Raw genomic sequence first — 25,541 nt, 5'->3', positions numbered from 1 at the left:
GTTAAAAGCGCAGCGCCAGGTAGACGCCGGCGACGCCCAGGCTCGCCAGGGTGACCGGTATGCCGACGCGTGCGTGGCGTTTCCAGTCGATGGCGATGCCGCGCCTGGCCGCGGCGTCCACCACGATGATGTTCGCAATGCTGCCGACGATGAGCAAATTGCCGGACAGGGTGCTCACCAGCGCAAGCAGCGCACCGCCGATCTCGTGGTGGACCACAGGGATCAGCAGCATCACGGCGGGAACGTTGGATACCAGGTTGGAAAGCAGGAAAGTCGCAAAAAACAAGGGTGCCGGATGATCCAGCTGCACCCCGTGTTCGCCAAGGCGGGCGACGAGATCCGCGGCGATGCCGGTGCGCTGGAATGCATGGTTGACGACGAACAGGCTCATGAATAAAACCAGCAGCTCCCAGTCGACCAGGCCCAGCATGTTCTGGGAACGCAACTGGCGGCTCATGAGGAGGATGCCGGCGCCGATGAGCGCCATATGCTCTCTCGGCCACGGTGCGACAAGGAACGCCACCAGCAGCACGCCGGCGACGACCAGTCCCTTTGCCGTCTGCCAGGCATCGAAGGGCACTTCCGCGGTGTGCGGCTCGGGAGCCGGCACCGACTGTGCCGCGGGATCGCCGGCTTCCTGCCAGCGCCCACCGGTCTGCCACACGACCAGGGCCCAGCTTGCAAGCAGCCCCAGCGCGACGGGAGCGATCGCCTCCAGGAAGTAGCCGTCGAACGACAGCCGCAAGGTCTGGCCGATCAGCATGTTCTGCGGATTGCCGATCAAGGTCGCGGCCGAGCCGATATTGGAGGCACAGGCGAGTGCCAGCAGGAAAGGTATCGGGGCCAGGCCACGCCGCCTGCAGGCATCGATCAGCACCGGGGCAACCGCCAGGCAGACGATATCGTTGCTGAATACGGCCGAGAGTGCGGCCGCGATCACGACCAGCACCGCCAGGAGCCCCGGCGGCCCCAGCGACAAGCCGGCCAGCTTGCGGGTGATCCAGTCGTAGAATCCCCCGAGACGCATCTGTGCCGATACGACCATGAAGGCAAACAGCAAGGCCATCGTCGGCAAATGAATGGCAGCCACCGCGTCCTCGAGGCTCAGGGCATCGATGCTGATCAGTGCGATGGCCCCGAGCAGGGCAACCCCGGTCCGGTCGAGCCTCAGGAATGGCAGCCCGCCTAGGATCATGCCGAGATAAACGATAAGAAAGATAATAAGGATCGTGGTGGTCATATTGTTTCAATCGCAAACTGTCCCCGATTCTAACAAGCTAATAAAATTGCCTACCGCCAGTTTGCGGCGCCCCGGCAGGAAACCTGTCTTGGCATTACACTACGCCGTCGGCGAAACACTCCCGGCGGCTTTTTCACGATTAGTAAAGGAAAAACGATGAGCGGATATTTGCAGGGCAAGGAGATGGCAGGCGCAGGTTCGGGCGGCGAGAGCCCGGTCCCGGCGCAACCGGCCCGCAAAGCGGTTACCCTGCCTTCGCTGCTGGCGATGCGCGCGGCCGGCCAGAAAATCGCCATGCTGACCTGCTATGACGCCAGCTTCGCTTCGCTGATGGACCGCTGCGGCGTCGACATGCTGCTGATCGGCGATTCGCTGGGCATGGTCTGCGCCGGCTACGACTCGACCCTGCCGGTGACGGTGGCCGACGTCGCCTACCACACCGCCTCGGTGGTGCGCGGCCGCAAGCACGCCTTCGTGCTGGCCGACCTGCCCTTCGGCAGCTACGGCACCAACCAGCAGGCCTACGACAGCTGCGCCACGCTGATGCGCGCCGGCGCCCAGATGATCAAGATCGAGGGCGGCGCCTGGCTGGCCGACACCGTGCGCTTCCTGACCGAGCGCGGCATCCCGGTCTGCGCCCACATCGGCCTGACCCCGCAATTCGTGCACCAGTTGGGCGGCTACAAGGTGCAGGGCAAGACCGACGCCGGCGCCGAGCAACTCAAGCGCGATGCCCAGGCCCTGCAGGACGCCGGCGCGGCCATGGTGCTGCTGGAAGCGGTGCCGGCAAGCCTGGGCAAGGAAGTAACGGAGCTGCTGCACGTGCCGACCATCGGCATCGGCGCCGGCCCGGACTGCTCCGGCCAGGTGCTGGTGATGCACGACCTGCTGGGCGTCTTCCCAGGCCGCAAGGCGCGCTTCGTGAAGAATTTCATGGATGGCCAGACCAGCATCGACGCCGCGGTGGAAGCCTATGTGGCGGCGGTGAGGGACGGCAGCTTCCCGGCACCGGAACACTGCTTCTGACCGGCGGAGGGTGGCTATGGAGACTTCTTCGACCACCCGCCTCTTTCTGGCCCTGTGGCCGGATCCGGCCGTGCGCGAGCAGCTGCGCGCATGGCGCGAGCTGTGGGACTGGCCGCGCGGCGCCTCGCCGGTCCACACGGATAAACTGCACCTGACCCTGCACTTCCTCGGCAACCAGCCAAGCGAGTCCCTGCCTGCGCTGCTCGACGGCCTGGCCGTTCCCATGTCTCCGTTCCGTCTGAAGCTGAACCTGGCGGAGCTGTGGCATAACGGGGTCGCGGTGCTGGCGCCGTCTTCGGTGCCGCAGGCGCTGCTGGACCTGCATGCCGCGCTCTCGGGCGCCCTGCCCGGCCTGGGGCTGGAGCCGGAGGCGCGGACCTATCGGCCGCACGTGACCATGGCGCGGCGGGCTCGCGGTGCGGAGATTCCGCAGAATGGACCGGTGATCGACTGGCAGATCGACCATTACACGATGGTCGAGTCGAAGACCGGGGATGGCGACGGTTACACAGTGCTGCGCGAGTACCGCTGACTTTTGCGCGGGCTCGGTGAGCCCACGATGCACATCATCGCTTCACGACGCGCGCGTTGGCCGCGATCACGACGCCCGACACGGACAGGATGCCCAGCGCCACCGCGATATTCGTGTGCGCCGCCACCGACCCGATCAGCGGCGGCGCCAGCAACAGGCCCGCATAGCCCAGGGTCGCCACCGTCGCCAGTCCGCCGCCGGCCGACATGCCCGGAATGCGCGCGGCGGCCGCGAAGATCAGCGGCACCACGTTGGCCGCGGACAGGCCGATCAGCGCGAAGCCGCAGGCCGACAGCACGAAGTGGGTGCTGAGCACGGCCAGCGTCAGCCCGGCGAACATGCCGAGGCCGCCGATCACCATCACCCGCATCGCGCCGAAGCGCAGCACCAGGCGGTCGCCCGCGAAGCGGCAGGCCGCCATCGCGATCGAGAAGGCGGAATAGCCGAGTGCCGCCGATGCCGGCTCGGCGCGGGTGCGCTCGGTCAGCAGCAGCGCGCTCCAGTCGACCAGCGCGCCTTCGACCGCGAAGCACAGCATGCCGAGCAGGCCGAGGAAGAGCGCCGGGCCGCGCGGCAGCGCGAAATGGCTCTCGTGCTTCGAGGGCGCCACCCGCAGCACATAGGGTGAGCACAGCGCGACGATGACGGCGATCGCGATCCCCGCCATCAGCGCGCCGCGGCCGTCGCCCAGGCCGGCGCCGATCAGCATGCCGCCCAGGGCCGCGCCCAGCAGCCCGCCCAGGCTGAAGAAGCCGTGGAAGGACGACATCGTCGGAATGCCGCGCGCGCTTTCCACCTCGCTGGCGTTGGCGTTCATCGACACGTCCAGCACCCCGTTGCTGGCGCCGAAGGCGAAGGCCGCCAGGAACAGCGGCAGCAGGCCGTCCGCGTTCATCAGCAGCACGCCGGTGACGGCGAACAGTCCGCCGCTCGCGAGGGTGACGCTGCGGGTGCTCCAGCGCGCCGACATCCAGCCGGACACCGGCATCGCCGCGATCGCGCCGCCGGCGATGGTCAACAGCAGGAAGCCCAGGGTGCCGGTATCGATGCCGGCGCGCGCCTGGACCAGCGGCACGTGGGCCGCCCACAGGCCGATCCCGGTGCCGTTCAGCAGGAAGACGATGGAGATGGCCCAGCGCGCCGCATTCACGGTCGCTACGCTGGCGGGTTGAAGGTTCTCGACCGGCTTCATGCTTTGACTTTCGCTGCGAGTTTGATGTCGGGGGTGGGGTCGAGCTGGCGCAGGCGCTCCAGCACGTCGGGCGGACAGTCGGCTTCCAGCACCAGCTGATCGGCATCGATCAGAGGCGCGATCAGGAAGGGCGCCGGCGCCTCCAGCCGTTCGTTGAGGACGGCGACCACGCGGCGGCTGGCCGAGGCCAGCATGGCCTGCTTGACCTGGGCCTCCTCGGCATCGCTGGCGCCCAGCCCGCGGTCGGCCTCGACGCTGCAGACGCCGACCACGGCCAGGTTCACGCGCAGCCTGCGGATCTCGTCCACGGTCTGGGCACCCAGCACGGCGCCGGCATGGCCCGCGTAGATCCCGCCCAGCAGGATCACCTTCGTCTTGCGCAGTTCGCCCAATGCCAGCGCGATCTGCGGGCTGTTGGTGATGACGGCGGCGGCGCGCCCGTCTTCGAGCAGGCGGGCGAAGGCCAGGTTGGTGGTACCGGCATCGACCAGGATGGTGTCGCCGGGGCGCACGGCGTCGACCAGCGCCTGGGCCAGCATGGCCTTGCGGTCGCCGGCATCGTCGCTGCGCTGGCCGAAGCTGGGCTCGGCCCGGGTGCGCCGCATCGCGCCGCCATGCACGCGGCGCAGCAGGCCGGCGGCGTCGAGATCGCGCAGGTCGCGCCGGATCGTGTCTTCGGAAGTCTGGAAGCGCAGCGCCAGCTCGGCCGCCAGCACCTTCCCCTGTTGGTCCACCATGTCGACGATCTGTTGCCGACGTTCTTCTGCTAACTGCATTGCTTCTCCTGTTTGTTCGCGATAATGTACAGGCTTAGGCGCAAACGTGCAAATAAACGCAATTAAAATGCACGAATGTGCATATTTAGTATGCATATTGGCAATAAATTGTGGCCTGATAGTTGGTTGGACGATTATTCGTTGTTACACTCGGCCGGTAGAAAAACACATGAAAATCATGGACAAGTCCGCCTCCATCCTCATCGTCGACGACTATCTGCTGATCCGCACCGCGGTCCGCCAGGTGCTGACCGAACTCGGCTTCGTCAACATCTTCCAGGCCGAAAACGGCAAGACGGCCCAGGACCTGATGCGCAAGCAACACATCGATGTCGTGATCGGCGACTGGAGCATGCCCATCATGAGCGGCCTCGAGCTGCTGGGCTGGATGCGCAAGGACGCGCGCTACGCCAGGACCCCGTACATGATGCTGACCGCCGAGTCGAACCCGGCCTCGGTGCGCAGCGCGCTGCAGGCCGGCGTCAACGCCTATATGATCAAACCCTTCACGGTGCACAGCTTCGCCAGCAAATTCATGGCGATGATCGGCGCGCCCCAGGAAGCCCCGGCCTCGCCGTTCGCGCGCCCGGCCGCTCCCGCGCCTGCCGCTTCCCCGGCGCCGGCGGCACCGCCGGCACCATTGCGGACACCGTCCGGCGCCGCCGACGTGATCGGCCTGCAGCAGCCGCTGGCCGAGCGCATCAAGAAAAGCACGGTGCTGATCGTCGACGACGTGCCGACGAATATCGAGATCCTGGCCGGCGCCCTGAAGGACGAATACGCGATCAAGGTGGCGATCAGCGGCCGCAAGGCGATCGAGATCGCCGACAGCTTCCAGATCGACCTGATCCTGCTGGACATCATGATGCCGGTGATGGACGGCTTCGAAACCTGCCGCCAGCTGAAGGCGAATCCGAAGACGGCCGGCATCCCGATCATCTTCCTGTCCGCGAAGGACGCCGTCGACGACGTGGTGGGCGGCCTGCGCCTGGGCGCGGTCGACTATGTGTCGAAGCCGGCCGACCCGACCATCCTGAAGGCGCGCATCGCGACCCACCTGACCCTGGCCGCGGCCACCGCCGACCTGAAGCGCCAGAACGAGCTGCTGGTGGAGAACGCCCACCTGCGCGAGGACGTCGAACGCATGACCCGCCACGACCTGAAAAGCCCGCTGGCGGTGGCCCTGCACGGCAGCCAGGCCTTGCAGGCTAGTTCCCTCAGCAAGATCCAGCGCGAGCACGCGCGCATGATCGAGTTGGCGGCCAACAATGCCCTCGAAATGATCAACCGCACGCTCGACATCTACCGCATGGAAAAGGGCGAGTACCAGCCGGCGCTGCAGGCTTTCGACCTGGGCGCCCTGCTCGAGCGCGTGGCCCGGCAGACCCGCCTCGCCTTCGCGCCCAGCGCCATCGAGATCCGCTTCGACGCGCCGAGCGACACGATCTGCCTGGGCGAACCGCTGCTGTGCTATTCGATGTTCTCGAACGCCTTCAAGAACGCGGCCGAAGCCTCGCCGGAGGGCGGCACGATCAGGATCGACGTCTCGCCGGGCTACGGCAAGCTGCACGTGGCGATCGACAACGAGGGCGAAGTGCCGCCGGCCATGCACGGACGCTTCTTCGAAAAGTACGCGACGGCGGACAAGGAAGACGGCAGCGGGCTGGGGACGTATTCGATCCGGCTGATGGCCGAGGTGCAGGGTGGCGGGGCTTCGATGGATAGCGGGGATGGGCGTACGCGGTTGACGATCACGCTGCCCTGCGTTTGATCGTTGGCGCTCGCACCCTCGTCCCCGCAGGCGGGGACCCTACGCATCACACCAGCAGCATCAGATGCTCCCGCTCCCAGGAACTGATCACCCGCGAAAACGTCGCAAACTCCAGCTCCTTCACCTCGCAGAAAGCCTGCACGAACAAGGACCCCAGCATCGCCGCCAGCGCCGGGCAGCCGCGCAGCTGCTGGATCGCGTCCTCCAGGTTGCGCGGCAGTTCTCCGTGGATGTGCTCGGCGCTGTCGGGCGTCGGCGCGGCCGGTTGCAGGCCTTCCGTCATGCCCAGCCAGCCGCAGGCCAGGGTCGCCGCCATCGCCAGGTAGGGATTCACGTCCACGCCCGGCACGCGGTTCTCGACCCGGCGGTTGGCCGGGCCGGCGTTCGGCACGCGGATGCCGCAGGTGCGGTTGTCGTAGCCCCAGTGCACGTTCATCGGCGCCGACTGGAAGCGCGACAGGCGGCGGTAGGAATTTACATGGGGTGCGAATAATAAGGTCGCTGGAGGCAGGTATTTTTCCAGCCCACCGATGAATTGACGGAACAGCGTGCTCTCGCCGCCATCTTCGTCCGAGAAGATGTTGCGGCCGCTGTCGTCGACGATGCTCTGGTGGACGTGCATCGCACTGCCGGGCTCGGTCTCCATCGGCTTGGCCATGAAGGTGGCGAAGATGCCGTGCCGCAGCGCCGTCTCGCGCACCGCGCGCTTGAACAGGAAGACGCGGTCGGCCAGCTCGAGCGCGTCGCCGTGGGTAAAATTGATCTCCATCTGGCCGGCGCCGGCCTCGTGGATCAGGGTCTCGACGCCCAGCTCGTGCTGCTTGCAGAAGGCCGATAGCTCCAGGAAGAAGGGATCGAAATCGTTGACCGCGTCGATCGAATAGGATTGCCGGCCCTGCTCGGTGAAGCCGCTGCGGCCGGTCGGCGGGCTCAAGGGTTCGTGCGGGTTGGTGTTGCGCGCGACCAGGTAGAACTCCATCTCCGGCGCCACCACCGGCCGCCAGCCGCGCTCGCGGTACTTGTCCAGCACCCGCCGCAGCACGGCGCGCGGCGCCAGCTCGACCGGGCTGCCGTCGAAGTTCTGGCAATCGTGGATCACGCAGGCGACCCGCTCGGTGGCCCAGGGCACGACGCGGATCGTGGCCGGGTCCGGCACGCAGATCATGTCGGGATCGGTCGAGCCGACGTAGGGCGTGTTGTTCGGCTGCTCGCCGTGGACGGTATTCAGCAGCACGCTCTTCGGCAGGCGCATGTGCTCACCGGTGAGGAACAGGTCTTTCGGGAGGATCTTGCCGCGGGCGATGCCGGTCATGTCCGCGATCACGCACTCGACCTCGTGGATGTTGTGTTCTCGCAGAAAGTCCCGCATGTCCCCGCTGATTGCTTCGGCCATCACGCTCCTCGCTTGCCCCGCTGCGGATCAATATAGCACCGGCCTACGGGCCGCCGCGCGCGGCTGGACCCGCGTCCTGATGCCGCAATTCGTTGCCTGAATTCTGCAGTTGGCGTCATTGCCTGTTCCACACCGCGTTTTCTCCGTCATACTTTCGGCATGGAATTGCAAACGACCGAAAGAATGGCCACGGCCCGCATGTGGCGCATCTATGCCTGCGGCTGGCTCGCCTACCTCTGCCTTCTGGCGATTGCCTTGCAGGCGGATGACCTGCGGCATGGGCACGTCAACTGGCGTGCCTCGGCGCCGGTTTTCTGGAGCCTTCCACAGGCACTGTTCCTGGCCCTGCTGTGGCCGCTGAGCGGCTGGCTGGAACGCAAGCGCCTGGCGCTGGGAAGCTTGATATGCGTTCATATCGTCGGCGCCTTTTCCTACCCTGTCGCGATCTACAGCCTGATCGCCACGATCAACGGATTCAGCCAGGCGCTGGGCTGGTACGTCTGGCCCATCCTCTACGGCGCGATGACCTATGGCGTCGTCGCCGCCGCCTTCCACGTCGTGCGCCTGAACGCCACGCGCCAGCGCCAGGCCATCGCCATCCAGCAAGCCCATGCCCTGCTGGTCGCCTCCGAACTGAACGCCCTGCGCAACAAGCTGAACCCCCACTTCCTGTTCAATACCCTGCACTCGATCATCGCGCTCACGCGCCGCAATCCCGAAGCCGCCGAGACCGCGCTGTTCCAGTTCTCGGACATGCTGCGCTACGTGCTCGACACCGAAAAAAGCGGCAGCGACCGCGTCACCCTGGAAGACGAGCTGCGCTTCGTGCGCGACTACCTCGAGCTGGAAAGCCTGCGCCTGGGCGCGCGCCTGAAGGTCGAGTGGGAACTCGACATTGATGCCGCCCGCATCGCGCTGCCGGCGCTGTCGCTGCAGCCGCTGGTCGAGAACAGCATCAAGCACGCGTTCAATCCGCACAGCCGCCCGGGCCTGCTGCGCATCCGCACCCGGGTCGACGATGAGGCCGGAGCCTTGACTATGACCGTCGGCGACGACGGGCCCGGCGCCGACCCCGCCATCGTGAAGCAGTCGAACGGCCTCGGCATCCGCACCGTCGAACGCCGCCTGCAGCTCGAGTACGGCGCCAGGGGCATTCTCTCGATCGCCACCGCGCCCGGCGCCGGTTTCGTCGTGACGATGTCGATCCCGCTCGAATCCGCCTGAATGAAGGAAGCCCTGTGAACACGAAAACCGTATTCATCGCCGAGGACGAGCCGCTGGCCCGCGACCTGCTGCGCGACGCCATCTACGCCCACCCCGCCCTGCGCCTGGCGGGCGAAGCCGGCGACGGCGCCACGGCACTCGAGCAGATCAACCGGATCCGCCCGGACGTGGTCTTCATGGACATCCAGATGCCGGAGATGACCGGCCTGGAAGTGCTGCGCCGCCTGAGCTGCGCACCCGACATCGTCTTCACCACCGCCTACGACCAGTACGCGGTGACGGCCTTCGAGCTGAACGCGGTCGACTACCTGCTCAAGCCTTTTACGCGCGCCCGCTTCGACGCCGCGGTGGCGCGCCTGCTGGAAGCGCCCATGCCGCCGCGCGAGATCGTCGATGCGGCGCTCGAGCAGGCGACGCGGCGCAAGGAAGGTCAACCCGCTGGCCGCCTCGAACGCATCCTGGTGCGTGACCGCGGCCGCATCTTCCCGCTGTCGCTGAACGAGATCGAATATTTGAAAGCGGATTCGAAGTACACGGCCATCGCCGCGCGCGGCCAGACCTTCCTGGTCCGCATCGGCATCTCGGAACTCGAAGCCCAGCTCGATCCAACCCGCTTCATCCGTGTGCACCGCTCGGCGCTGGTGAACCTGGACTTCGTCGATTCGATGCGGGCGGACGACCAGTCGCAGCTGCTCATCCAGATGCGGGACGGGACGATGCTGACGGCGAGCCGGGAGGCTTCGAAGGTGTTGCGGGAGATGGCGATTTGAGAGCTGCGCGGAACTCGTTTCGACCCGCGCCTTGTCAACGTCGTCCCCGCGAAGGCGGGGACCCAAGTTTGCCGAGTCGCTACGAACCTGGGCTCCCGCCTTCGCGGGAACGACGGGTCAGCGGCTGCGGGTCGCTCCTTGCGTTCCCGTTCCTCACACCTGAATCCAGGTCGTCTTCAACTCCGTGTACTTGTCAAACGCATGCAATGACTTGTCGCGCCCATTCCCCGACTGTTTATAGCCGCCAAACGGCACGGTGATGTCGTCATTGTCATACTGGTTCACATGCACGGTCCCGGCCCGCAGCCTGCGCGCCGTGCGGATCGCCTTGCTCATGTCCGCCGTCCACACCGCCGCCGCCAGCCCGTAGGGCGTGCTGTTCGCCTGCCGCACCGCCTCATCCAGATCGGTAAAGGACAGCACGGATAAAACCGGCCCGAAGATCTCCTCGCGCGCAATCCGCATCGAGGCGTCGACGCCATCGAACAGGGTCGGCTCGATATACAGGCCGCCCGTCTCGGCACGCGCGGCGCGTCCGCCCGCCAGCAGGCGCGCGCCGGCCGCCTTGCCGTCTTCGATATAGCCGAGCACCGTCTTCATCTGGATGCCGTCGACGATGGCGCCCATCACGGTGTCCGGGTCGAGCGGATCGCCCGGCGCATACTTCGGCATCAGGGCCAGGGCTTTATCCAGGAAGGCCTCGCGGATCGACTCTTCGACGAACAGGCGCGAAGGCGCGTTGCAGCTCTCTCCCTGGTTGAAGTAGATCGAGCCGATCGCGCCCGCCACCGCGGCGTCCAGGTCCGGGCAGTCGGCGCAGACGATGTTCGCCGATTTGCCGCCCAACTCGGTCCAGGCGCGCTTCAGGTTCGACTGTCCCGCCATCTGCAGGATCTGCTTTCCGACCCGGGTCGAGCCCGTGAAGGCGATGCAGTCGACGTCCATGTGCAGGCCGAGGGCCTTGCCGGCTTCGCCTCCGTAGCCGGGGAGGACGTTGAACACGCCTTCCGGCACGCCGGCCTCCAGTGCCAGCTCGGCCAGGCGTAGTGAAGTCAGCGGCGCCTTTTCCGAAGGCTTGAGCACCAGGCTGTTGCCGGCGGCGAGAGCCGGGCCGATCTTCCAGGCCGCCATCAGCATCGGATAGTTCCAGGGGATGATGGCGGCCACCACGCCCACCGGCTCGCGCTGAATCAGGGCCAGGCTGTCCTGGCCGGTGGGCGCCACTTCGTCATAGATCTTGTCGATCGCCTCGCCGTACCAGCGGATGCAGTTCTGGGCCAGCTGCACGTCGACGCTGCGGCTGTAGCGGATCGGCTTGCCCATGTCGAGGGTCTCCAGCAGGGCCAGCTCGTCGCGCTTGGCCAGCATCAGGTCGGCGAAGCGGATCAGCACGCGCTTGCGATCAGCGGGTGCCTTGGCGGACCAGCGGCCGTCGTCGAAGGCGGCGCGGGCACTGGCGACCGCGGCGTCGACGTCGTCGGGACCGCAGCGCGCGACCTCGCCGAGCTGGCGTCCGTCGATCGGCGAGATACAGTCGAAACGGGCGCCGGAGGCCGCGTCAATACGCCTGCCATCGATGACGGCGCGGCCGTCGATCCGCACCGTTTTGGAACGTTCATGCCAGGATTCGGTAGTCATTGTGTCCCCTCTGGAGTCATGATTGTTGTCAGGCCGATACTAGCAAACAAAATCGATCCAATTGACGATTTATGCCGCTATAATCGCGAATTTTTCCAGCCAGAATTTCCTCTTTCCCGCTGCCCGGAGCACTTAATGAATACCATCCTGATTACGTCTGTCGTGCTCTACCTGCTGGGCACCCTGGGCCTGGGCATGTGGGCCGGCACGAGGATCAAGAACACGTCCGACTTCGCCGTGGCCGGCCGCAGCCTGCCGCTGATCATGGTGATCACCACGACCTTCGCCACCTGGTTCGGTGCCGAGACCGTGATGGGCATTCCCGCCAGGTTCGTGCAGGGCGGCCTGAACGGACTGGTCGAAGACCCCTTCGGCGCCGGCACCTGCCTGATCCTGGTCGGCCTGTTCTTCGCGGCCCGCCTGTACAAGCTTAACCTGCTGACCATCGGCGACTATTACCGCGCGCGCTACGGCAAGGGCATCGAGGTGTTCTGCTCGGCCGCCATCATCCTGTCCTACCTGGGCTGGGTGGCGGCGCAGATCACGGCGCTGGGCCTGGTCTTTTCCGTCCTGACCGGCGGCGCGATGTCGGAGACCGCCGGCATGATCGTCGGTACCCTGGCCGTGCTGATCTATGTGGTGGTCGGCGGCTTCCTGGCGGTGGCGATCACCGACTTCATCCAGATGATCGTGCTGGTGGTGGGCATGTCCATCATCGCCGTGTTCTCGTCCGAGCTGGCCGGCGGCACCGGCGCCGTGCTGCACATGATCCAGCAGAAGGACCTGTGGAATTTCCTGCCGCAGGCGAAGTTCACCGACATCGCCTTCTTCGTCGGCGCGGCCGTGACGATGATGCTGGGCTCGATCCCGCAGCAGGACGTGTTCCAGCGCGTGATGTCGGCCAAGAACGCGCCGACCGCGCGCGCCGGCGCGGTGATCGGCGGCGCCAGCTACATCCTGTTCGCCTTCGTCCCGATGTTCATCGTCGCCTGCGCCGTGATCGTGATGGGCAACGATGCGATGGAACTGGCCAAGAGCGATTACCAGCGCGTGCTGCCGACCTTCGTGATGACGAAGATGCCCCTGATCATGCAGATCCTGTTCTTCGGCGCGCTGCTCTCCGCGATCAAGAGCACCTCCTCGGCCACCCTGCTGGCGCCGTCGACCAGCTTCACCGAGAACATCCTCAAGAACCTGCGCCCGGGGATGAGCGACCGCCAGCAGCTGTTCGCCATGCGCGTCACCATCGTCGTGTTCGCGGCGCTGGTGCTGACCTACGCGATCGCGATGAAGGGCACCTCGATCTACGAACTGGTGTCCTCGGCCTACCAGGTGACACTGGTCGGCGCTTTCGTGCCGCTGGTGATGGGCCTGTACTGGAAGCGCGCCACCACCCAGGGCGCGATCCTGTCGATCGCGGCCGGCATCGCGGTCTGGATCGTGTTCTTCCCGCAGCTCTCGTCACTGGGCGAGCATTTCCCGGGACAGCTGGCCGGGCTGATCGCGGCGTTCGCGGGCATGATCGTGGGGTCGCTGGCGCCGCAGGTGCTCAAGAATCGGCATGAGCCGCACAAGACGGCGTTGAGTGTGTAAATCGTAAATGGCCCCGGCTGATGTTCGGGGCCTTTCAGTTTGTCAGTCCATCCACCCTCTTCCGCGCACATCATCCAAAGTCAGGTCCAGGCAAAACCTGATCCGCTCCACCATCTCATCGATCTGCGCACAGCTCATCACCAGCGGCGGCGCCACGATCATCCGGTCTCCCACCGCCCGCATGATCACCCCGTTGTCGAACATATGCCCCCGGCACACCATGCCTACCGCCAGTTCGCGCGGGAAGGCTTCGCAGTCGTGCAGCGTGGCGCCCTTGCGCCGCACCAGGTTCAGGCCCGCCGCCATGCCCATGCTCTCGGCGTGTCCCACCAGCGGATGCGAGGCCAGCGCCCCGAACGCGGCTTTCAGGTAAGGGCCGGTCGAAAGCAGAACGCGCTCGACCAGGCCTTCATCGATCATGATGCGCAGGTTCTCGAGCGCCGCCGCGCAGGCGACAGGGTGGCCTGAATAGGTGAAGCCGTGGTTGAAGTCGCCGCCCTTCTCGACCAGGGTATGCGCGACCCTGGCGCCCACCAGCACGCCGCCCAGCGGTACATAGCCCGACGTCACGCCCTTGGCGAAGGCGATCAGGTCGGGCCGGAAGCCCATCAGCTGGCAGCCGAACCAGGTGCCCAGGCGGCCGAAGCCGCAGATCACTTCGTCGGACACCAGCAGCACGCCGTACTTGTCGCAGATGCGCTGGATTTCCGGCCAGTAGGTCGGCGGCGGGATGATCACGCCGCCCGCGCCCTGCACCGGCTCGCCGATGAAGGCGGCCACCTTGTCGGGCCCGAGTTCGAGGATCTTCTCTTCCAGCCAGCCGGCCGCGTGCAGGCCGAATTCGGCTTCGCTCATGCCGCGCCCATGCTCGGCGAAGTTCGGCTGGCCAATGTGGTGGATGCCGGGTATCGGCAGCGCGCCCTGCGCATGCATGGCGTCCATGCCGCCCAGCGAGGCGCCGGCCACGGTGCTGCCGTGATAGGCGTTGCGGCGGCTGATGATGGCCTGGCGCTGCGGCTGCCCCATCAGCTGCCAGTAGCGCCACACCATGCGCACGATGGTGTCGTTGGCTTCCGAGCCCGAGCCGGTGAAGAACACGTGCTGCATGCCCGCATCGACCTTGCGCGCCAGTTCGACCAGGCGCGCCGCCAGCATCAGCGCCGGCACATTGGTCGTGTTGAAGAAGCTGTTATAGAAAGGCAGCGTGTCCATCTGCCTGGCCACGGCGGCGCTCATGCTCGCGCGGCCGTAGCCGACGTTCACGCACCACAGGCCGGACATGCCGTCGATGAGCTTGCGGCCTTCAGAATCCCACAGGTAGATGCCGTCGCCGCGCACCATCACGCGCGCCCCGCGTTCGCGCAGCGCGCCGTGGTCGGTGAAGGGATGCAGGTAATGCGCGCTGTCGAGCTCCTGCAGCGCGCGCGTGTCAAATGTTCCCGGGCTGTCCACCTCCCGGACCGGCGCGAGCACGTCGGCCGTCACAATGTCGCTTGCCATGATCGACTCCCATCGTTATTGGACGCTCTTTCTTATACATGCAGCAGCAAGTGTTCCCGTTCCCACGGGCTGATGACGGTCATGAACTCCTGGTGCTCGAGTTCCTTCACCGCCGAATAGACGTCGATGAAGCGCTCGCCCAGGATGTCGCGCAGGCGGTCTTCGCGGCGCAGCAGGGTGAGCGCCTCCGGCAATCCCTGCGGCAGTTCGACGTCCATCTTGTAGGCGCTGCCCTCGACCATCGGGGTCGGCTCGATCTGTTCCTGGATGCCGAGGTAGCCGCAGGCCAGGGTCACGGCCAGCGCCAGATAGGGATTGGCGTCGGCGCCGATCACGCGGTTCTCGACGCGGCGGTCCTGCGAACCCGACACCGGCACGCGGATGCCGACCGTGCGGTTGTCGACGCCCCACTGCAGGTTGATCGGCGCGGCGGTGCGGCGCACGATGCGGCGGTAGGAGTTCACGTAGGGCGCGACGATCGCCATCGCCGACGGCATGTACTTCTGCAGGCCGCCGACGTACCAGCGGAACAGCTCGGACGGCGCGCCGTTTTCGTCGCTGAAGATATTCTGGCCGGTCTCGCCGTCGACCACGCTCTGGTGCACGTGCATCGCCGAACCGGGTTCGCCCGCCATCGGCTTGGCCATGAAGGTGGCGTACATGTCGTGCTTGAGCGCGGCCTCGCGCAAGGTGCGCTTGAAGTAGAAGACCTTGTCGGCCAGGCCGAGCGGCTCGCCGTGCTGGAAGTTGATCTCCATCTGGCCGGCGCCGATCTCGTGGATCAGCGTGTCGACGTCCAGGCCCATCATGTCGCAGTAGTCGTAGATGTCTTCGAACAGCGGATCGAATTCGTTGACGGCGTCGATGCTGTACACCTGGCGGCTGGTCTCGGAGCGGCCGCTGCGGCCGATCGGCGCGGCCAGCGGCAGGTCGGGATCGATGTTCTTGGCCGTCAGGTAGAACTCGAGTTCGGGCGCCACCAGCGGCTTCCAGCCCTTCTGCGTGTACAGCTTGAGCACGCGCCGCAGCACGCTGCGCGGGGCGAAGTCGACCAGGCGGCCGTCGGAGAAATAGCAGTCGTGGATGACCTGGGCGGTGGGATCGACGGCCCACGGCACCATCGTGATGGTGCCGGGATCGGCCTTCAGGATCATGTCGCGGTCGGTGGTCGAGATCGCGCGGTCGAAGGCATCGTCGTTCTCGGGCGAGTTGCCGGTGACGGTCATGCCGAGCACGATCTCCGGCAGGCGCATGCCGCGGTCTTCGGTAAATTTTACACGTGGCAAAATTTTGCCGCGGGCGACGCCGGTCAGGTCGGGGACCAGGCATTCGATTTCGGTGACTCGCTTACCGTTGAGCCACTCGTCCATGTCGTTGTATGAAAAATTGTCGCGGATAGCCATGATGGTTCCTCTGTTCCTTGAATGAACGCGGGCGCGCAAACGCGGCCCGCGGCGCGCGGTTTGGTCTGAACAGGGACGCTATGGAACGGAGCGGGCCGCCCATTTTTCATAGGCGGTCATAAGTTCTTCCGTTTTTTGGATTGAAAGCGGGCACGGCAGGCGTCGCCGAAGGCGCCGAACATCTTCATCGAGTGCGGATTGTGGGCGATGCGCCATTCCGGGTGCCATTGGACGGCCAGGGTAAAGCCCGGCGAGGTGGAGACGGAAAACGCCTCGACCAGGCCATCTTCCGCTACCGCCTCCACCGTCAGGCCGGGCGCCAGTTCGTTCACGCCCTGGCCGTGCAGGGAATTGACGGGAATTTCGTCCTTGCCCAGGATGCCGTGCAGCATGCCACCTTCGATGATGCGGATCTTGTGCGCATCGCCGTACTGCTCGTCCATGCCCAGTTCGGGATTCTCGCGATGGTCGAAGTGTCCCGGCACCGTCTGCACCGCCTGGAACAGGCTGCCGCCCAGCGCCACGTTCATCTCCTGGAAGCCGCGGCAGATCGCGATGATCGGAATGCCGCGCTTGACCGCTTCGCGGATCAAGGGCAGCGTGGTCTGGTCGCGCGCCGGATCCTGCGGCAGGGTCGGGTCGAGTAGTTCTTCGGAGTAATAGCTGGGATGAACATTCGATGCCGAGCCGGTCAGCATGATGCCGTCGCACAGGTCGAGCATGGTTTCCAGGTCGAGCGTCTCCCCCAGCGACGGCAGGATCATCGGCGCGCAATCGGCGCCGATCACGACTGCATCGACATACTTGTGCTGGGCCGCGTGATAAGGATGTTCTCCGAAATCGCGGGTGCAAGCGGGGACGATAACGATCGGGCGCATGTTCTCTACCTTTGTGAAGTGAGGCGCACACGGACCATCATACTGCAATCTGATCCAGGTGCGAGTGGCCGTTGATGCAGATCAACTGTTCAGAAAACCGATAACAAAATCTTATCGTCAACTCGGAAACGGTGCCAACACGAACGGCAGCGCTTGCATAAGAGTAGCGGGAACGACGTAGCGCATTGCGTGGTATCTTTGTCCTCTAATACGAACAAGCACGAGGAAACCATGCTGAACCTGAAAGATCCTTCCCTGCTGCGCCAACAGGCGTATATTGACGGCGAATGGTGCGATGCCCGCGAGGGCCAGACCGTGACGGTGACCAATCCGGCCACCGGCGAATCGCTGGGGACCGTGCCCCACATGGGCGCGCAGGAGACCCGCCGCGCGATCGAGGCCGCGAATGCCGCCTGGCCGGCATGGCGCAAGAAGACCGCGCGCGAGCGCGCCCTCATCCTGCGCAAGTGGAACGACCTGATGCTCGAGAACGCGGACGACCTGGCCGCCATCATGACCGCCGAACAGGGCAAGCCGCTGACCGAAGCGAAAGGCGAAGTCGGCTACGCCGCCTCCTTCTTCGAATGGTTCGGCGAGCAGGCCAAGCGCATCGAAGGCGACGTGCTGGAATCGCCGGCGCGCGACCGCCGCCTGATCGTGACCAAGGAGCCGATCGGCGTCTGCGCCGCCATCACCCCGTGGAACTTCCCGTCCGCGATGATCACCCGCAAGGTGGCCCCGGCCCTCGCCGCCGGCTGCCCGATCGTGCTGAAGCCCGCCGAGCTGACCCCGTTCTCCGCCCTGGCCCTGGCCGTGCTGGCCGAACGCGCCGGCGTGCCGAACGGCGTGTTCTCGGTCGTGATCGGCGATGCGAAGGCGATCGGCGCCGAAATGTGCGCCAACCCGATCGTGCGCAAGCTGAGCTTCACGGGCTCGACCCCGGTCGGCCGCCTGCTGATGGAACAGTGCGCGCCGACGGTGAAAAAACTGTCGCTGGAACTGGGCGGCAACGCTTCCTTCATCGTCTTCGACGACGCCGACCTCGATGCGGCCGTCGAGGGCGCGCTCGCCTCGAAGTACCGCAACGCCGGCCAGACCTGTGTCTGCGCCAACCGCATCTATGTGCAGGACGGCGTGTACGACGAATTCGCGCGCCGCTTCACCGAGAAGGTCAAGGGACTCAAGGTCGGCAACGGCATGGAGCCTGGCGTGAACCAGGGTCCGCTGATCGAAGACAAGGCCCTCGTGAAGGTGGAGAACCACATCGCCGACGCGCTGTCGAAAGGCGCCCGCCTGCTGTTGGGCGGCAAGCGCCATGAACTCGGCCACAGCTTCTTCCAGCCGACCGTGCTGGCCGACGTGACCCCGGCCATGCTGATTTCGGAAGAGGAAACCTTCGGTCCGGTGGCGCCGCTGTTCCGCTTCAAGACCGAAGAGGAAGTCATCGCCCTCGCCAACAACACGGAATTCGGCCTCGCCTCGTATTTCTATGCGCGCGATATCAACCGCGTGTGGCGCGTGGCCGAGCAGATCGAGACCGGCATGGTGGGCGTGAACACCGGCCTGATCTCGAACGAGGTCGCGCCTTTCGGCGGGGTGAAGCAGTCCGGCCTGGGCCGCGAAGGTTCCAAGTACGGCATGGACGACTACCTGGTCATCAAGTACATCTGCCTCGGCGGCATGTGAGCACGGACCGAACATGGCCTACGATCCCATGTCCGATGTCGAGGATGCGCCGCTGTTCATCATGCCGCGCGTCCTCGAACAGCTGCGCGCCTTCCGCGACGGTCCCAAGCTGGCCGACCTGCCGGGCATGAACCCGTCGGCGGAACGCGAGCGCCTGGCGGTGGTGCTGGGCGACCTGGCCACGCGCCTGCTGGCCGGCATCGAAGCGCATCCGACCAAGTTCTGGGTCATGAAGCAGTTCCAGCAGTCGCTGGAACTGGTGCAGGAGGAAGATACCGAGGCGAGGGAACACTTCGGTAGCGAACTCGAGCGCCTGATGGACCTCCTCGGGATCGGGAGTTCGGACGGCCTGCTGGCTTGTTATCTGGGAAGTATTTGAACGTTGTTGATTTTCCACACGGCAACGTTTTGATTGTTTTGTAGGACTTGTCCTACTAGAATCTCACTCATTGTCACAACCAGTGACATCCCACTGCGTTGGCCCAACCCCGCCAACCAGCAGCGACCGCACTGCCTACCTCCGCCTACGTTTTGCCTGGACCCCAGATGTTCAGTGGCCGCTTGCACCCTTCTTCGACAACAAGGACTCCATAGAAATGAAGCTGAATAACATGAAGATCGGCCAGCGCCTCGGCCTGGGCTTTGGATTGATGCTGGCCCTGCTGATCCTGGTCGCGATCTTCGGTCTCGAAAACATGAACGCGCTCAACGCGGCCGTGGACAAAATCGTCAACAACAACAACGTCCAGATCAAGAACGTGACCGACATGCGCGATGTCCAGCGCCGCATCGCCATCAACGTGCGCGACATCATCCTCACCAGCGACGACGCGGAAATGGCAAACCTCGCCAAAACGATCGAAGGCGCATGGCAGGAATACGACCGGGCCATCGCCACCCTCGACAAGATGACCGTCGATCCGCAGTTGCGGGCGCAGCTGGAACAGATCGCGGCCGCGCGCAACACGGCGGCGCCCCTGATCGCGAAAACCCAGCAACTGGGTAGGGAAAACAAGAACGACGAAGCGGTCGGCCTGATGAAGTCCAGCGTCATGCCGGCCACCAGGGCATGGCTGGCCGAGATCACGAAAATGGTGGAAGCCCAGGCCGCCCGCAACCAGGCCGAACTGGCAGCCGGCCAGGTCGAGTTCAGGCAGGCGCGCATGGTGCTGATCGGCGTGGCCGTCATCGCCCTGCTGGCGGCGGTTGCCATCGGCTTCTTCATCACGCGCTCGATCACGCTGCCGATGCGCCGCGCGGTGGACGTTGCCAAGACCGTCGCCGCCGGCGACCTCACCAGCCACATCGAAGTCAATTCGACCGACGAAACCGGCGAACTGCTGGCAGCCCTGAAGGACATGAACGGCTCGCTGCAGACCATCGTCGGTCAGGTGCGCAGCGGCACCGGAACCCTCGCCACCGCCTCCAACGAAATCGCGACCGGCAACCTGGACCTGTCCAGCCGCACCGAACAGCAGGCCGGCGCGCTCGAAGAAACTGCCTCCTCGATGGAAGAGCTGACCTCGACCGTCAAGCAGAATGCAGAAAACGCGCGTCAGGCCAACCAGCTGGCGATGTCGGCATCGAACGTGGCCGTGCGCGGCGGCGAGGTAGTCTCCGACGTGGTGATCACGATGAACTCGATCAATGAATCGGCCAACAAGATCGTCGACATCATCGGCGTCATCGACGGCATCGCCTTCCAGACGAATATCCTGGCACTGAATGCGGCGGTGGAAGCGGCCCGTGCCGGCGAACAGGGCCGCGGCTTTGCCGTGGTGGCCTCCGAGGTGCGTAACCTGGCCCAGCGCTCGGCCGCCGCCGCCAAGGAAATCAAGACCCTGATCGGCGACTCGGTCGAGAAGGTCGGCCAGGGCAGCCGCCTGGTGCAGCAGGCCGGCTCGACCATGGGCGAGATCGTCGCCAGCGTGCGCCGCGTGACCGACATCATGGGCGAGATCACGGCCGCGAGCCAGGAACAGGAAGCCGGTATCGAGCAGATCAACAAGGCGATCGGCGAAATGGATTCCGTCACCCAGCAGAACGCGGCCCTGGTGGAAGAAGCGGCGGCCGCCGCGCAATCGCTGCAGGAGCAGTCCGGGCAGCTGGAAGAGCTGGTCAGTACCTTCCGCCTGGCTGGTGCTGCGGGGCAGGCTGTTCGCTCTGCACCGGCAACGCGTTTGGCGCTGGCTGCCTGATCCTACGATTTGTACTCATAATACTTGCGCGCGTCGCCGCGCACCTGCTCGGCCGGGTACTTGGCCCGGTTGAGCACCATCTTCTCCTGCACCGCCGCCAGCAGGTCGACGTCGAGCTTGTCGGCCAGGCGCACCAGGTAGACCAGCACGTCCGCCATCTCGTGCCGTACTTCCACCAGCTTGCTTGGTCCGAGTTCCTCGGCGCGGCCATGCTGCAGCCACTGGAAATGCTCCAGCAGCTCGGCCGCTTCCACCGTCATCGCGCAGGCCAGGTTCTTCGGCGTGTGGAACTGGTCCCAGTCGCGCTCGTCGACGAATTCGCGCACCATCGCCCGCAGCCGGGCGAGGTCGCCAAATGCCGAATCATTTGCCATAATCGTGCTCCAATACAAGTGTCCCTTGTGGGACGGCCATGATACAGCGGCCGGACTCACCAGGGCGCTGATAACGCTATCAAACCAGACGATGAACAAACCAGAAACCCTTCGCAGCCGCAGCAGCGGCCGCGTCACGCTGTCCGAGGTGGCGGCGCGGGCCGGCGTCGGGACCATGACGGTGTCGCGCGCGATCAACCAGCCGGAGCTGGTGTCGGCCGCCCTGCGCGCACGCATCGAGGAGGCCGTGGCGGAACTGGGCTACGTGCCCAACCGCGCCGCCCGCGCGCTTGCATCGGCGCAGTCGAAGGTGATCGTGGTGCTGGTGCCGTCGCTGTCGAACGCCGTGTTCACCGAAGTCCTGGCCGGCATCCAGGACGCGCTGGAAAAGGATGGCTACCAGATCCTGATCGGCAATACCCGCTACTCCGACGCCGAGGAAGAAAAGCTTCTCAACATTTACCTGCAGTCGAACCCGGATGGCGTGCTGCTGTCCGGCCTGACCCACAGCAAGCAGGTCACGAAAATCCTGACCACGTCGAAATTGCCGGTGGTCTCGATGATGGACCTCGCGAGTTCGCCGGACGCGCTGTCGGTGGGCTTTTCGCAGATCGAGGCCGGCTACACCATGACCCGCTACCTCGTCGACAAGGGCTACAAGCGCATCGGCTTCATGGGCGCCCAGCGCGACGAGCGCACGCTGAAGCGGGCCGAAGGCTACCGCCGCGCCCTGCAGGAAACCGGCCTGTACGATCCCCTGCTCGAGACCATGGTGAACGACCCCTCCACGATCGCGCTCGGCGCCGAACTGCTGGGACGCATGCTGTCGGTGACGCCCGACTGCGACGCCATCTTCTGCTGCAACGATGACCTGGCCCAGGGCGCGATCTTCCAGTGCCAGCGGCGCGGCATCGCGGTGCCCGGCCGGCTCGCCATCTGCGGTTTCAACGACCTGCCGGTGTCGGCCTGGATGAATCCTTCCCTCACCACCATCGCCACCCCGCGCTACCGCGTCGGTTTCGAGGCGGCCCAGCTGCTGCGCGCCGTCATTCATGGCGAAACGCCCGCCGTCACCCGCATCGATCTCGGCTTCACCCTGATGGCGCGCGAAAGCGCCTGATCCTCCTCCCGGCCGCTTGCGAGCGAGCGGCCGAGGCATCCACCGTTTTCCGCTCGTGCTGCGCCGCAGCATGAAAACTTCTTTACAAAACCATTGATCGGCGTAGACTCGCCACGTCTGATAACGCTACCAAATTTATCATGATTTATCATCAGCCCATCAATCAAAGCCCCGAACCCACCCCGTCCGCCCCGCCGGCGCGCTGGGTCGTCATGGGGGTCTCCGGCTGCGGCAAGAGCGAGGTCGGGCAGCGGCTGGCGCAGGCGCTGGGCGTACGCTTCCTCGAAGGCGACGCCTTCCACAGCGTATCGAACGTGGCCAAGATGGCTTCCGGCATTCCTCTCAACGACGACGACCGTGCCGATTGGCTGCGCATCCTGCAGGGCGAGATCGCCGCGGCCCGGGCGCGCGGCGAAGGCCTGGTGCTGGCCTGTTCGGCCCTCAAGCGCCGTTACCGCGACCTGCTGCGCGCCGCCGACCCCGACCTGCGCTTCGCCCACCTGAGCGGCCCTCGCGAGCTGATCGCCCAGCGCATGCTGGCGCGCACCGCCCACTACATGCCGGCCTCGCTGCTCGACAGCCAGCTGCGCGACCTCGAACCCCTGCAGCAGGACGAAGCCGGCCTGCTGCTCGACCTCAGCAAGACACCTCCGGCGCTCACCGAAGAAATACTGCATACCGAGGGTCGCTAGAACCCGTTCATCAACACGACATAGGAGACACAAGCATGGCCTCAACCAGACAACAAGGTATTCCCCGGCGCCGCTGGGGCATCGGCGCGCTGCTCGGCGCGGGCGTCCTGATCAACTACATCGACCGCATCGGCCTGTCGGTCGCGGCGCCCCAGATCAAGGATGTGTTCCACCTCAGCGCCGTCGAACTGGGCCTGCTGTTTTCCGCCTTCGCCTGGTCGTATTCGCTGCTGCAGATTCCGGTCGGGATGGTGCTGGACCGCTTCGGCCCGACCCGGGTCGGACGCTGGGGCGCCTTCCTGTGGGGCCTGGCCTCGATCATTACGGCATTCTCGAGCGGCTTCGCCGGCATCTTCGTGGCGCGCATCCTGCTGGGCGTGGCCGAAGCGCCGGCCTTCCCGGTCAGCTCCAAGGCCACGGGCTACTGGTTCCCGCGTAACGAGCGCGGCCTGGCCACCGCGATCTTCGACGCCGCCGCCAAGTTCTCGAACGTGATCGGGGTGCCGCTGGTGGCGGTCACGGTGGTGAGCTTCGGCTGGCGCTGGGGTTTCGCCCTCACTGCGACCCTGAGCTTCCTGTATTTCATCGCCTTCTACGTGCTGTACCGCGACCCGAGCACCGACCGCAAGCTGTCGAAAGCCGAATACGACTACATCCAGCGCGGCGGCGCCGCGCCCGAGGGCCCGGCCGATGCCGGCGCCCTCAATATGCTCGGCTATCTGCTGACCAAGTCCAAGGTATGGGGCCTGACGATCGGTTTCGCCGCCTACGGCTACACCTTCTACCTGTTCCTGACCTGGCTGCCCGGCTACCTGGTCGAGTCGATGCACATGAGCATCCTGAAGTCGGCCGGATTCGCCGCCATCCCCTGGGCCTTCGCCACCCTGACCGACCTGTTCGTCGGCGGCTGGCTGATCGACCACCTGGTTTCGCGGGGCAGGAACGAATCGAAGGTGCGCAAGACCGTGCTGATCGTCGGCATGACCTTCGGCCTGGCCGTGTTCGGCGCCACCCAGACCGTTGACCCGGCCTGGGCCATCTTCTGGATCTCGATCGCCCTGGGCGGCCTGGCCTCGGCCGCGCCGGTCGGCTGGTCGCTGCCTTCGCTGATCGCGCCGAAGGGCGGCGCCGGCACCATCGGCGGCATCATGAACTTCGCGAACAACCTGATGGGCGCGGCCGCGCCGATCGTGACCGGCATGATCGTCGGCGCCACCGCCTCGTTCGCCAATGCCTTCTTCGTCGCCGGCGTCATCCTCGTCATCGGCATCGTCTGCTTCGTGTTCGTGCTAGGGAAGATCGAACCGATTCCCGATCCGGAATCCGGCAAGCCCGCAGTACGCGCACCGGCCAAGACCGCCTGATAGAACAACAAAAAAAGAAAGACGAAGATGAAATCCAAGTTTTCCCTGATGTGCGCAGCCATGCTGTGCAGCGGCGCGGCGCTGGCCGACGGTTCGGTCGCCTTTTATGGCGTGATGGATGTGGGCGTGTCGGTGGACCAGGGCGGCGTCACCGGCACCTCGACCCGCGTGACCAGCGGCATGGCCACCCAGAGCCGCTGGGGCTTCCGTGGCAGCGAAGACCTTGGCCAGGGCATGGCCGCGTTCTTCGTGATCGAGGGCGGCATCCACGCCGACAACGGCACCTCGACCCAGAACAACACGCTGTTCGGCCGCACCTCGATCGTCGGCCTGCGCGGCCGCCTCGGTTCGGTCTCCGCCGGCCTGCAGGACACGCCGCTGTTCACCACGCTCAACGTGGTGGTCGACCCGCTGCGCAACGGCGTCGTGCGCTCCAACAACCTGATGCCGCCGACCGGATTCCGGGCGTCGAACTCGGTGCTGTACCGTAGCCCCGATATGAATGGATTCAGCGGCGATCTGATGTATGTGGCCGGCGAAGTCGCCGGCGACAGCGCCGCCGGACGGGCCTTCGGCGGCTCCTTCGGCTACACCGGCGGCCCGCTGTCGGCCCGCATCGCCTATCACCGCAAGAACAACGACACCTCGATCCTGAGCGGCACCGACCCGGCGCGCAACCTGCTGCTGGGTGCGAACTACGACTTCGGGATCCTGCGCGCCTACTTCGGCTACGAGGTGAACAAGGGCCGCAACAGCGCGCCCCTGAACAATGGCGCGGCAGTGTTTGGCGGCCTGCCGCCGATCGCGTCGACCGACAGCCGCGACCTGCTGCTGGGCGCGTCGGTGCCGTTCGGCGCCAGCACCGTGGTCCTGACCTATGTGCGGGCGGACGACCGCACCCTGCACAACCAGGATGCGCAACAGCTGGGCGCTGCCTACATGTATGCGTTCTCGAAGCGCAGCGACGTCTACGCCTCCTACGGCGTGATCCACAACCACAACGGCGCCGCCTACACCGAAGGCAACAGCGAAGAGCCCGGCACCGGCAACCGCCAGCTCGCGATGGGCTTGCGCCATCGCTTCTGACGGCCTGCCGGCTCAGTTGCCGGCGTCGCTTTCCAGATAACGCTGCAGGATCAGGTCCAGCTTCGGCTGGACCTCCTGGTGGCTG

22 protein-coding genes are annotated in these 25,541 nt (G+C 65.6%); 13 read left to right on the top strand and 9 right to left on the bottom strand.

Going from position 1 to position 25,541, the window contains the following annotated elements:
• Position 1 precedes the first annotated feature (1 nt).
• Positions 2-1,240 (bottom strand): anion transporter, encoded by a 1,239-nt coding sequence (locus AB4Z32_RS16165; protein ID WP_442122872.1) that lies wholly within the window; start codon positions 1,238-1,240, stop codon positions 2-4.
• A gap of 156 nt (positions 1,241-1,396) precedes the next feature.
• Between AB4Z32_RS16165 and panB the strand changes: the two genes are divergently transcribed.
• Both panB and thpR read left to right on the top strand, forming a co-directional pair.
• Positions 1,397-2,266 (top strand): 3-methyl-2-oxobutanoate hydroxymethyltransferase, encoded by an 870-nt coding sequence (panB, locus tag AB4Z32_RS16160; RefSeq protein WP_442122871.1) that lies wholly within the window; start codon positions 1,397-1,399, stop codon positions 2,264-2,266.
• Positions 2,267-2,282: 16 nt separating this feature from the next.
• Positions 2,283-2,798, top strand: coding sequence for an RNA 2',3'-cyclic phosphodiesterase (thpR, locus tag AB4Z32_RS16155; protein WP_442122870.1), 516 nt, complete (start codon positions 2,283-2,285; stop codon positions 2,796-2,798).
• 34 nt (positions 2,799-2,832) lie between these two features.
• Here the strand turns inward: thpR and AB4Z32_RS16150 are convergent, their stop codons facing one another.
• Positions 2,833-3,990 (bottom strand): MFS transporter, encoded by a 1,158-nt coding sequence (locus AB4Z32_RS16150; protein WP_442122869.1) that lies wholly within the window; start codon positions 3,988-3,990, stop codon positions 2,833-2,835.
• A complete protein-coding gene (locus tag AB4Z32_RS16145; protein WP_442122868.1) occupies positions 3,987-4,766 on the bottom strand; it encodes a DeoR/GlpR family DNA-binding transcription regulator in 780 nt (259 codons plus the stop codon). Before AB4Z32_RS16145 ends, AB4Z32_RS16150 begins: the two co-directional genes overlap by 4 nt.
• A 169-nt stretch (positions 4,767-4,935) precedes the next feature.
• On the opposite strand from AB4Z32_RS16145, the gene AB4Z32_RS16140 reads away from it, so the two are divergent.
• Positions 4,936-6,537 (top strand): response regulator, encoded by a 1,602-nt coding sequence (locus AB4Z32_RS16140; protein ID WP_442122867.1) that lies wholly within the window; start codon positions 4,936-4,938, stop codon positions 6,535-6,537.
• Between the two features lie 46 nt (positions 6,538-6,583).
• Here the strand turns inward: AB4Z32_RS16140 and AB4Z32_RS16135 are convergent, their stop codons facing one another.
• The gene (locus tag AB4Z32_RS16135; RefSeq protein WP_442122866.1) at positions 6,584-7,930 is read right to left on the bottom strand and encodes a glutamine synthetase family protein; all 1,347 of its coding nucleotides are present in this window, start codon (positions 7,928-7,930) and stop codon (positions 6,584-6,586) included.
• A gap of 183 nt (positions 7,931-8,113) precedes the next feature.
• Here AB4Z32_RS16135 and AB4Z32_RS16130 point away from each other — a divergent pair, with 183 nt between their 5' ends.
• Both AB4Z32_RS16130 and AB4Z32_RS16125 read left to right on the top strand, forming a co-directional pair.
• On the top strand, positions 8,114-9,154 hold the full coding sequence (locus AB4Z32_RS16130) for a sensor histidine kinase (protein ID WP_442122865.1): 1,041 nt from the start codon (positions 8,114-8,116) through the stop codon (positions 9,152-9,154).
• 14 nt (positions 9,155-9,168) lie between these two features.
• Positions 9,169-9,924: a LytR/AlgR family response regulator transcription factor gene (locus tag AB4Z32_RS16125; RefSeq protein ID WP_442122864.1), complete on the top strand. Its 756-nt coding sequence runs from the start codon at positions 9,169-9,171 to the stop codon at positions 9,922-9,924.
• A 153-nt stretch (positions 9,925-10,077) separates the two neighbouring features.
• Here the strand turns inward: AB4Z32_RS16125 and AB4Z32_RS16120 are convergent, their stop codons facing one another.
• Entirely contained in the window at positions 10,078-11,562 is a 1,485-nt protein-coding gene (locus AB4Z32_RS16120) for an aldehyde dehydrogenase (RefSeq protein WP_442122863.1), read from the bottom strand.
• 135 nt (positions 11,563-11,697) lie between these two features.
• On the opposite strand from AB4Z32_RS16120, the gene AB4Z32_RS16115 reads away from it, so the two are divergent.
• Positions 11,698-13,155 (top strand): sodium:solute symporter family protein, encoded by a 1,458-nt coding sequence (locus AB4Z32_RS16115; protein WP_442122862.1) that lies wholly within the window; start codon positions 11,698-11,700, stop codon positions 13,153-13,155.
• A 42-nt stretch (positions 13,156-13,197) separates the two neighbouring features.
• Here the strand turns inward: AB4Z32_RS16115 and AB4Z32_RS16110 are convergent, their stop codons facing one another.
• The 3 genes from AB4Z32_RS16110 to AB4Z32_RS16100 all read right to left on the bottom strand — a co-directional run bounded on the left by AB4Z32_RS16110 (position 13,198) and on the right by AB4Z32_RS16100 (position 16,936).
• Complete coding sequence (locus tag AB4Z32_RS16110; RefSeq protein WP_442122861.1) at positions 13,198-14,655, bottom strand: aspartate aminotransferase family protein; 1,458 nt, start codon at positions 14,653-14,655, stop codon at positions 13,198-13,200.
• Between the two features lie 32 nt (positions 14,656-14,687).
• Positions 14,688-16,058 carry a glutamine synthetase family protein gene (locus AB4Z32_RS16105; protein ID WP_442122860.1) on the bottom strand — a complete coding sequence of 457 codons (1,371 nt, stop codon included), beginning with the start codon at positions 16,056-16,058 and terminating at the stop codon, positions 14,688-14,690.
• Positions 16,059-16,174: 116 nt separating this feature from the next.
• Positions 16,175-16,936 (bottom strand): gamma-glutamyl-gamma-aminobutyrate hydrolase family protein, encoded by a 762-nt coding sequence (locus tag AB4Z32_RS16100; RefSeq protein ID WP_442122859.1) that lies wholly within the window; start codon positions 16,934-16,936, stop codon positions 16,175-16,177.
• A gap of 231 nt (positions 16,937-17,167) precedes the next feature.
• Here AB4Z32_RS16100 and AB4Z32_RS16095 point away from each other — a divergent pair, with 231 nt between their 5' ends.
• The 3 genes from AB4Z32_RS16095 (at position 17,168) to AB4Z32_RS16085 (ending at position 20,820) form a co-directional block, all read left to right on the top strand.
• Complete coding sequence (locus AB4Z32_RS16095) at positions 17,168-18,622, top strand: NAD-dependent succinate-semialdehyde dehydrogenase (RefSeq protein ID WP_442122858.1); 1,455 nt, start codon at positions 17,168-17,170, stop codon at positions 18,620-18,622.
• A gap of 13 nt (positions 18,623-18,635) precedes the next feature.
• On the top strand, positions 18,636-19,001 hold the full coding sequence (locus tag AB4Z32_RS16090) for a DUF4844 domain-containing protein (protein ID WP_442122857.1): 366 nt from the start codon (positions 18,636-18,638) through the stop codon (positions 18,999-19,001).
• A 217-nt stretch (positions 19,002-19,218) separates the two neighbouring features.
• Entirely contained in the window at positions 19,219-20,820 is a 1,602-nt protein-coding gene (locus AB4Z32_RS16085) for a methyl-accepting chemotaxis protein (protein ID WP_442122856.1), read from the top strand.
• A 2-nt stretch (positions 20,821-20,822) separates the two neighbouring features.
• Here AB4Z32_RS16085 and AB4Z32_RS16080 read toward each other — a convergent pair whose 3' ends face one another.
• On the bottom strand, positions 20,823-21,194 hold the full coding sequence (locus AB4Z32_RS16080; protein ID WP_442122855.1) for a nucleotide pyrophosphohydrolase: 372 nt from the start codon (positions 21,192-21,194) through the stop codon (positions 20,823-20,825).
• A gap of 91 nt (positions 21,195-21,285) precedes the next feature.
• On the opposite strand from AB4Z32_RS16080, the gene AB4Z32_RS16075 reads away from it, so the two are divergent.
• From AB4Z32_RS16075 to AB4Z32_RS16060, 4 genes are all read left to right on the top strand, one after another.
• The gene (locus AB4Z32_RS16075) at positions 21,286-22,314 is read left to right on the top strand and encodes a LacI family DNA-binding transcriptional regulator (protein WP_442122854.1); all 1,029 of its coding nucleotides are present in this window, start codon (positions 21,286-21,288) and stop codon (positions 22,312-22,314) included.
• Between the two features lie 212 nt (positions 22,315-22,526).
• Positions 22,527-23,006: a gluconokinase gene (locus AB4Z32_RS16070; protein ID WP_442122884.1), complete on the top strand. Its 480-nt coding sequence runs from the start codon at positions 22,527-22,529 to the stop codon at positions 23,004-23,006.
• A gap of 35 nt (positions 23,007-23,041) precedes the next feature.
• Entirely contained in the window at positions 23,042-24,370 is a 1,329-nt protein-coding gene (locus tag AB4Z32_RS16065) for an MFS transporter (RefSeq protein ID WP_442122853.1), read from the top strand.
• A 27-nt stretch (positions 24,371-24,397) separates the two neighbouring features.
• The gene (locus tag AB4Z32_RS16060) at positions 24,398-25,456 is read left to right on the top strand and encodes a porin (protein ID WP_442122852.1); all 1,059 of its coding nucleotides are present in this window, start codon (positions 24,398-24,400) and stop codon (positions 25,454-25,456) included.
• The last annotated feature ends 85 nt before the right edge of the window (positions 25,457-25,541 follow it).

Origin of the sequence: Massilia sp. 2TAF26, from assembly GCF_052115005.1 — a bacterium.
Lineage (GTDB): Bacteria > Pseudomonadota > Gammaproteobacteria > Burkholderiales > Burkholderiaceae_D > Telluria.
Note: the sequence above shows the minus strand (reverse complement) of the source record. Positions and strands in the feature narration are given on the sequence as shown.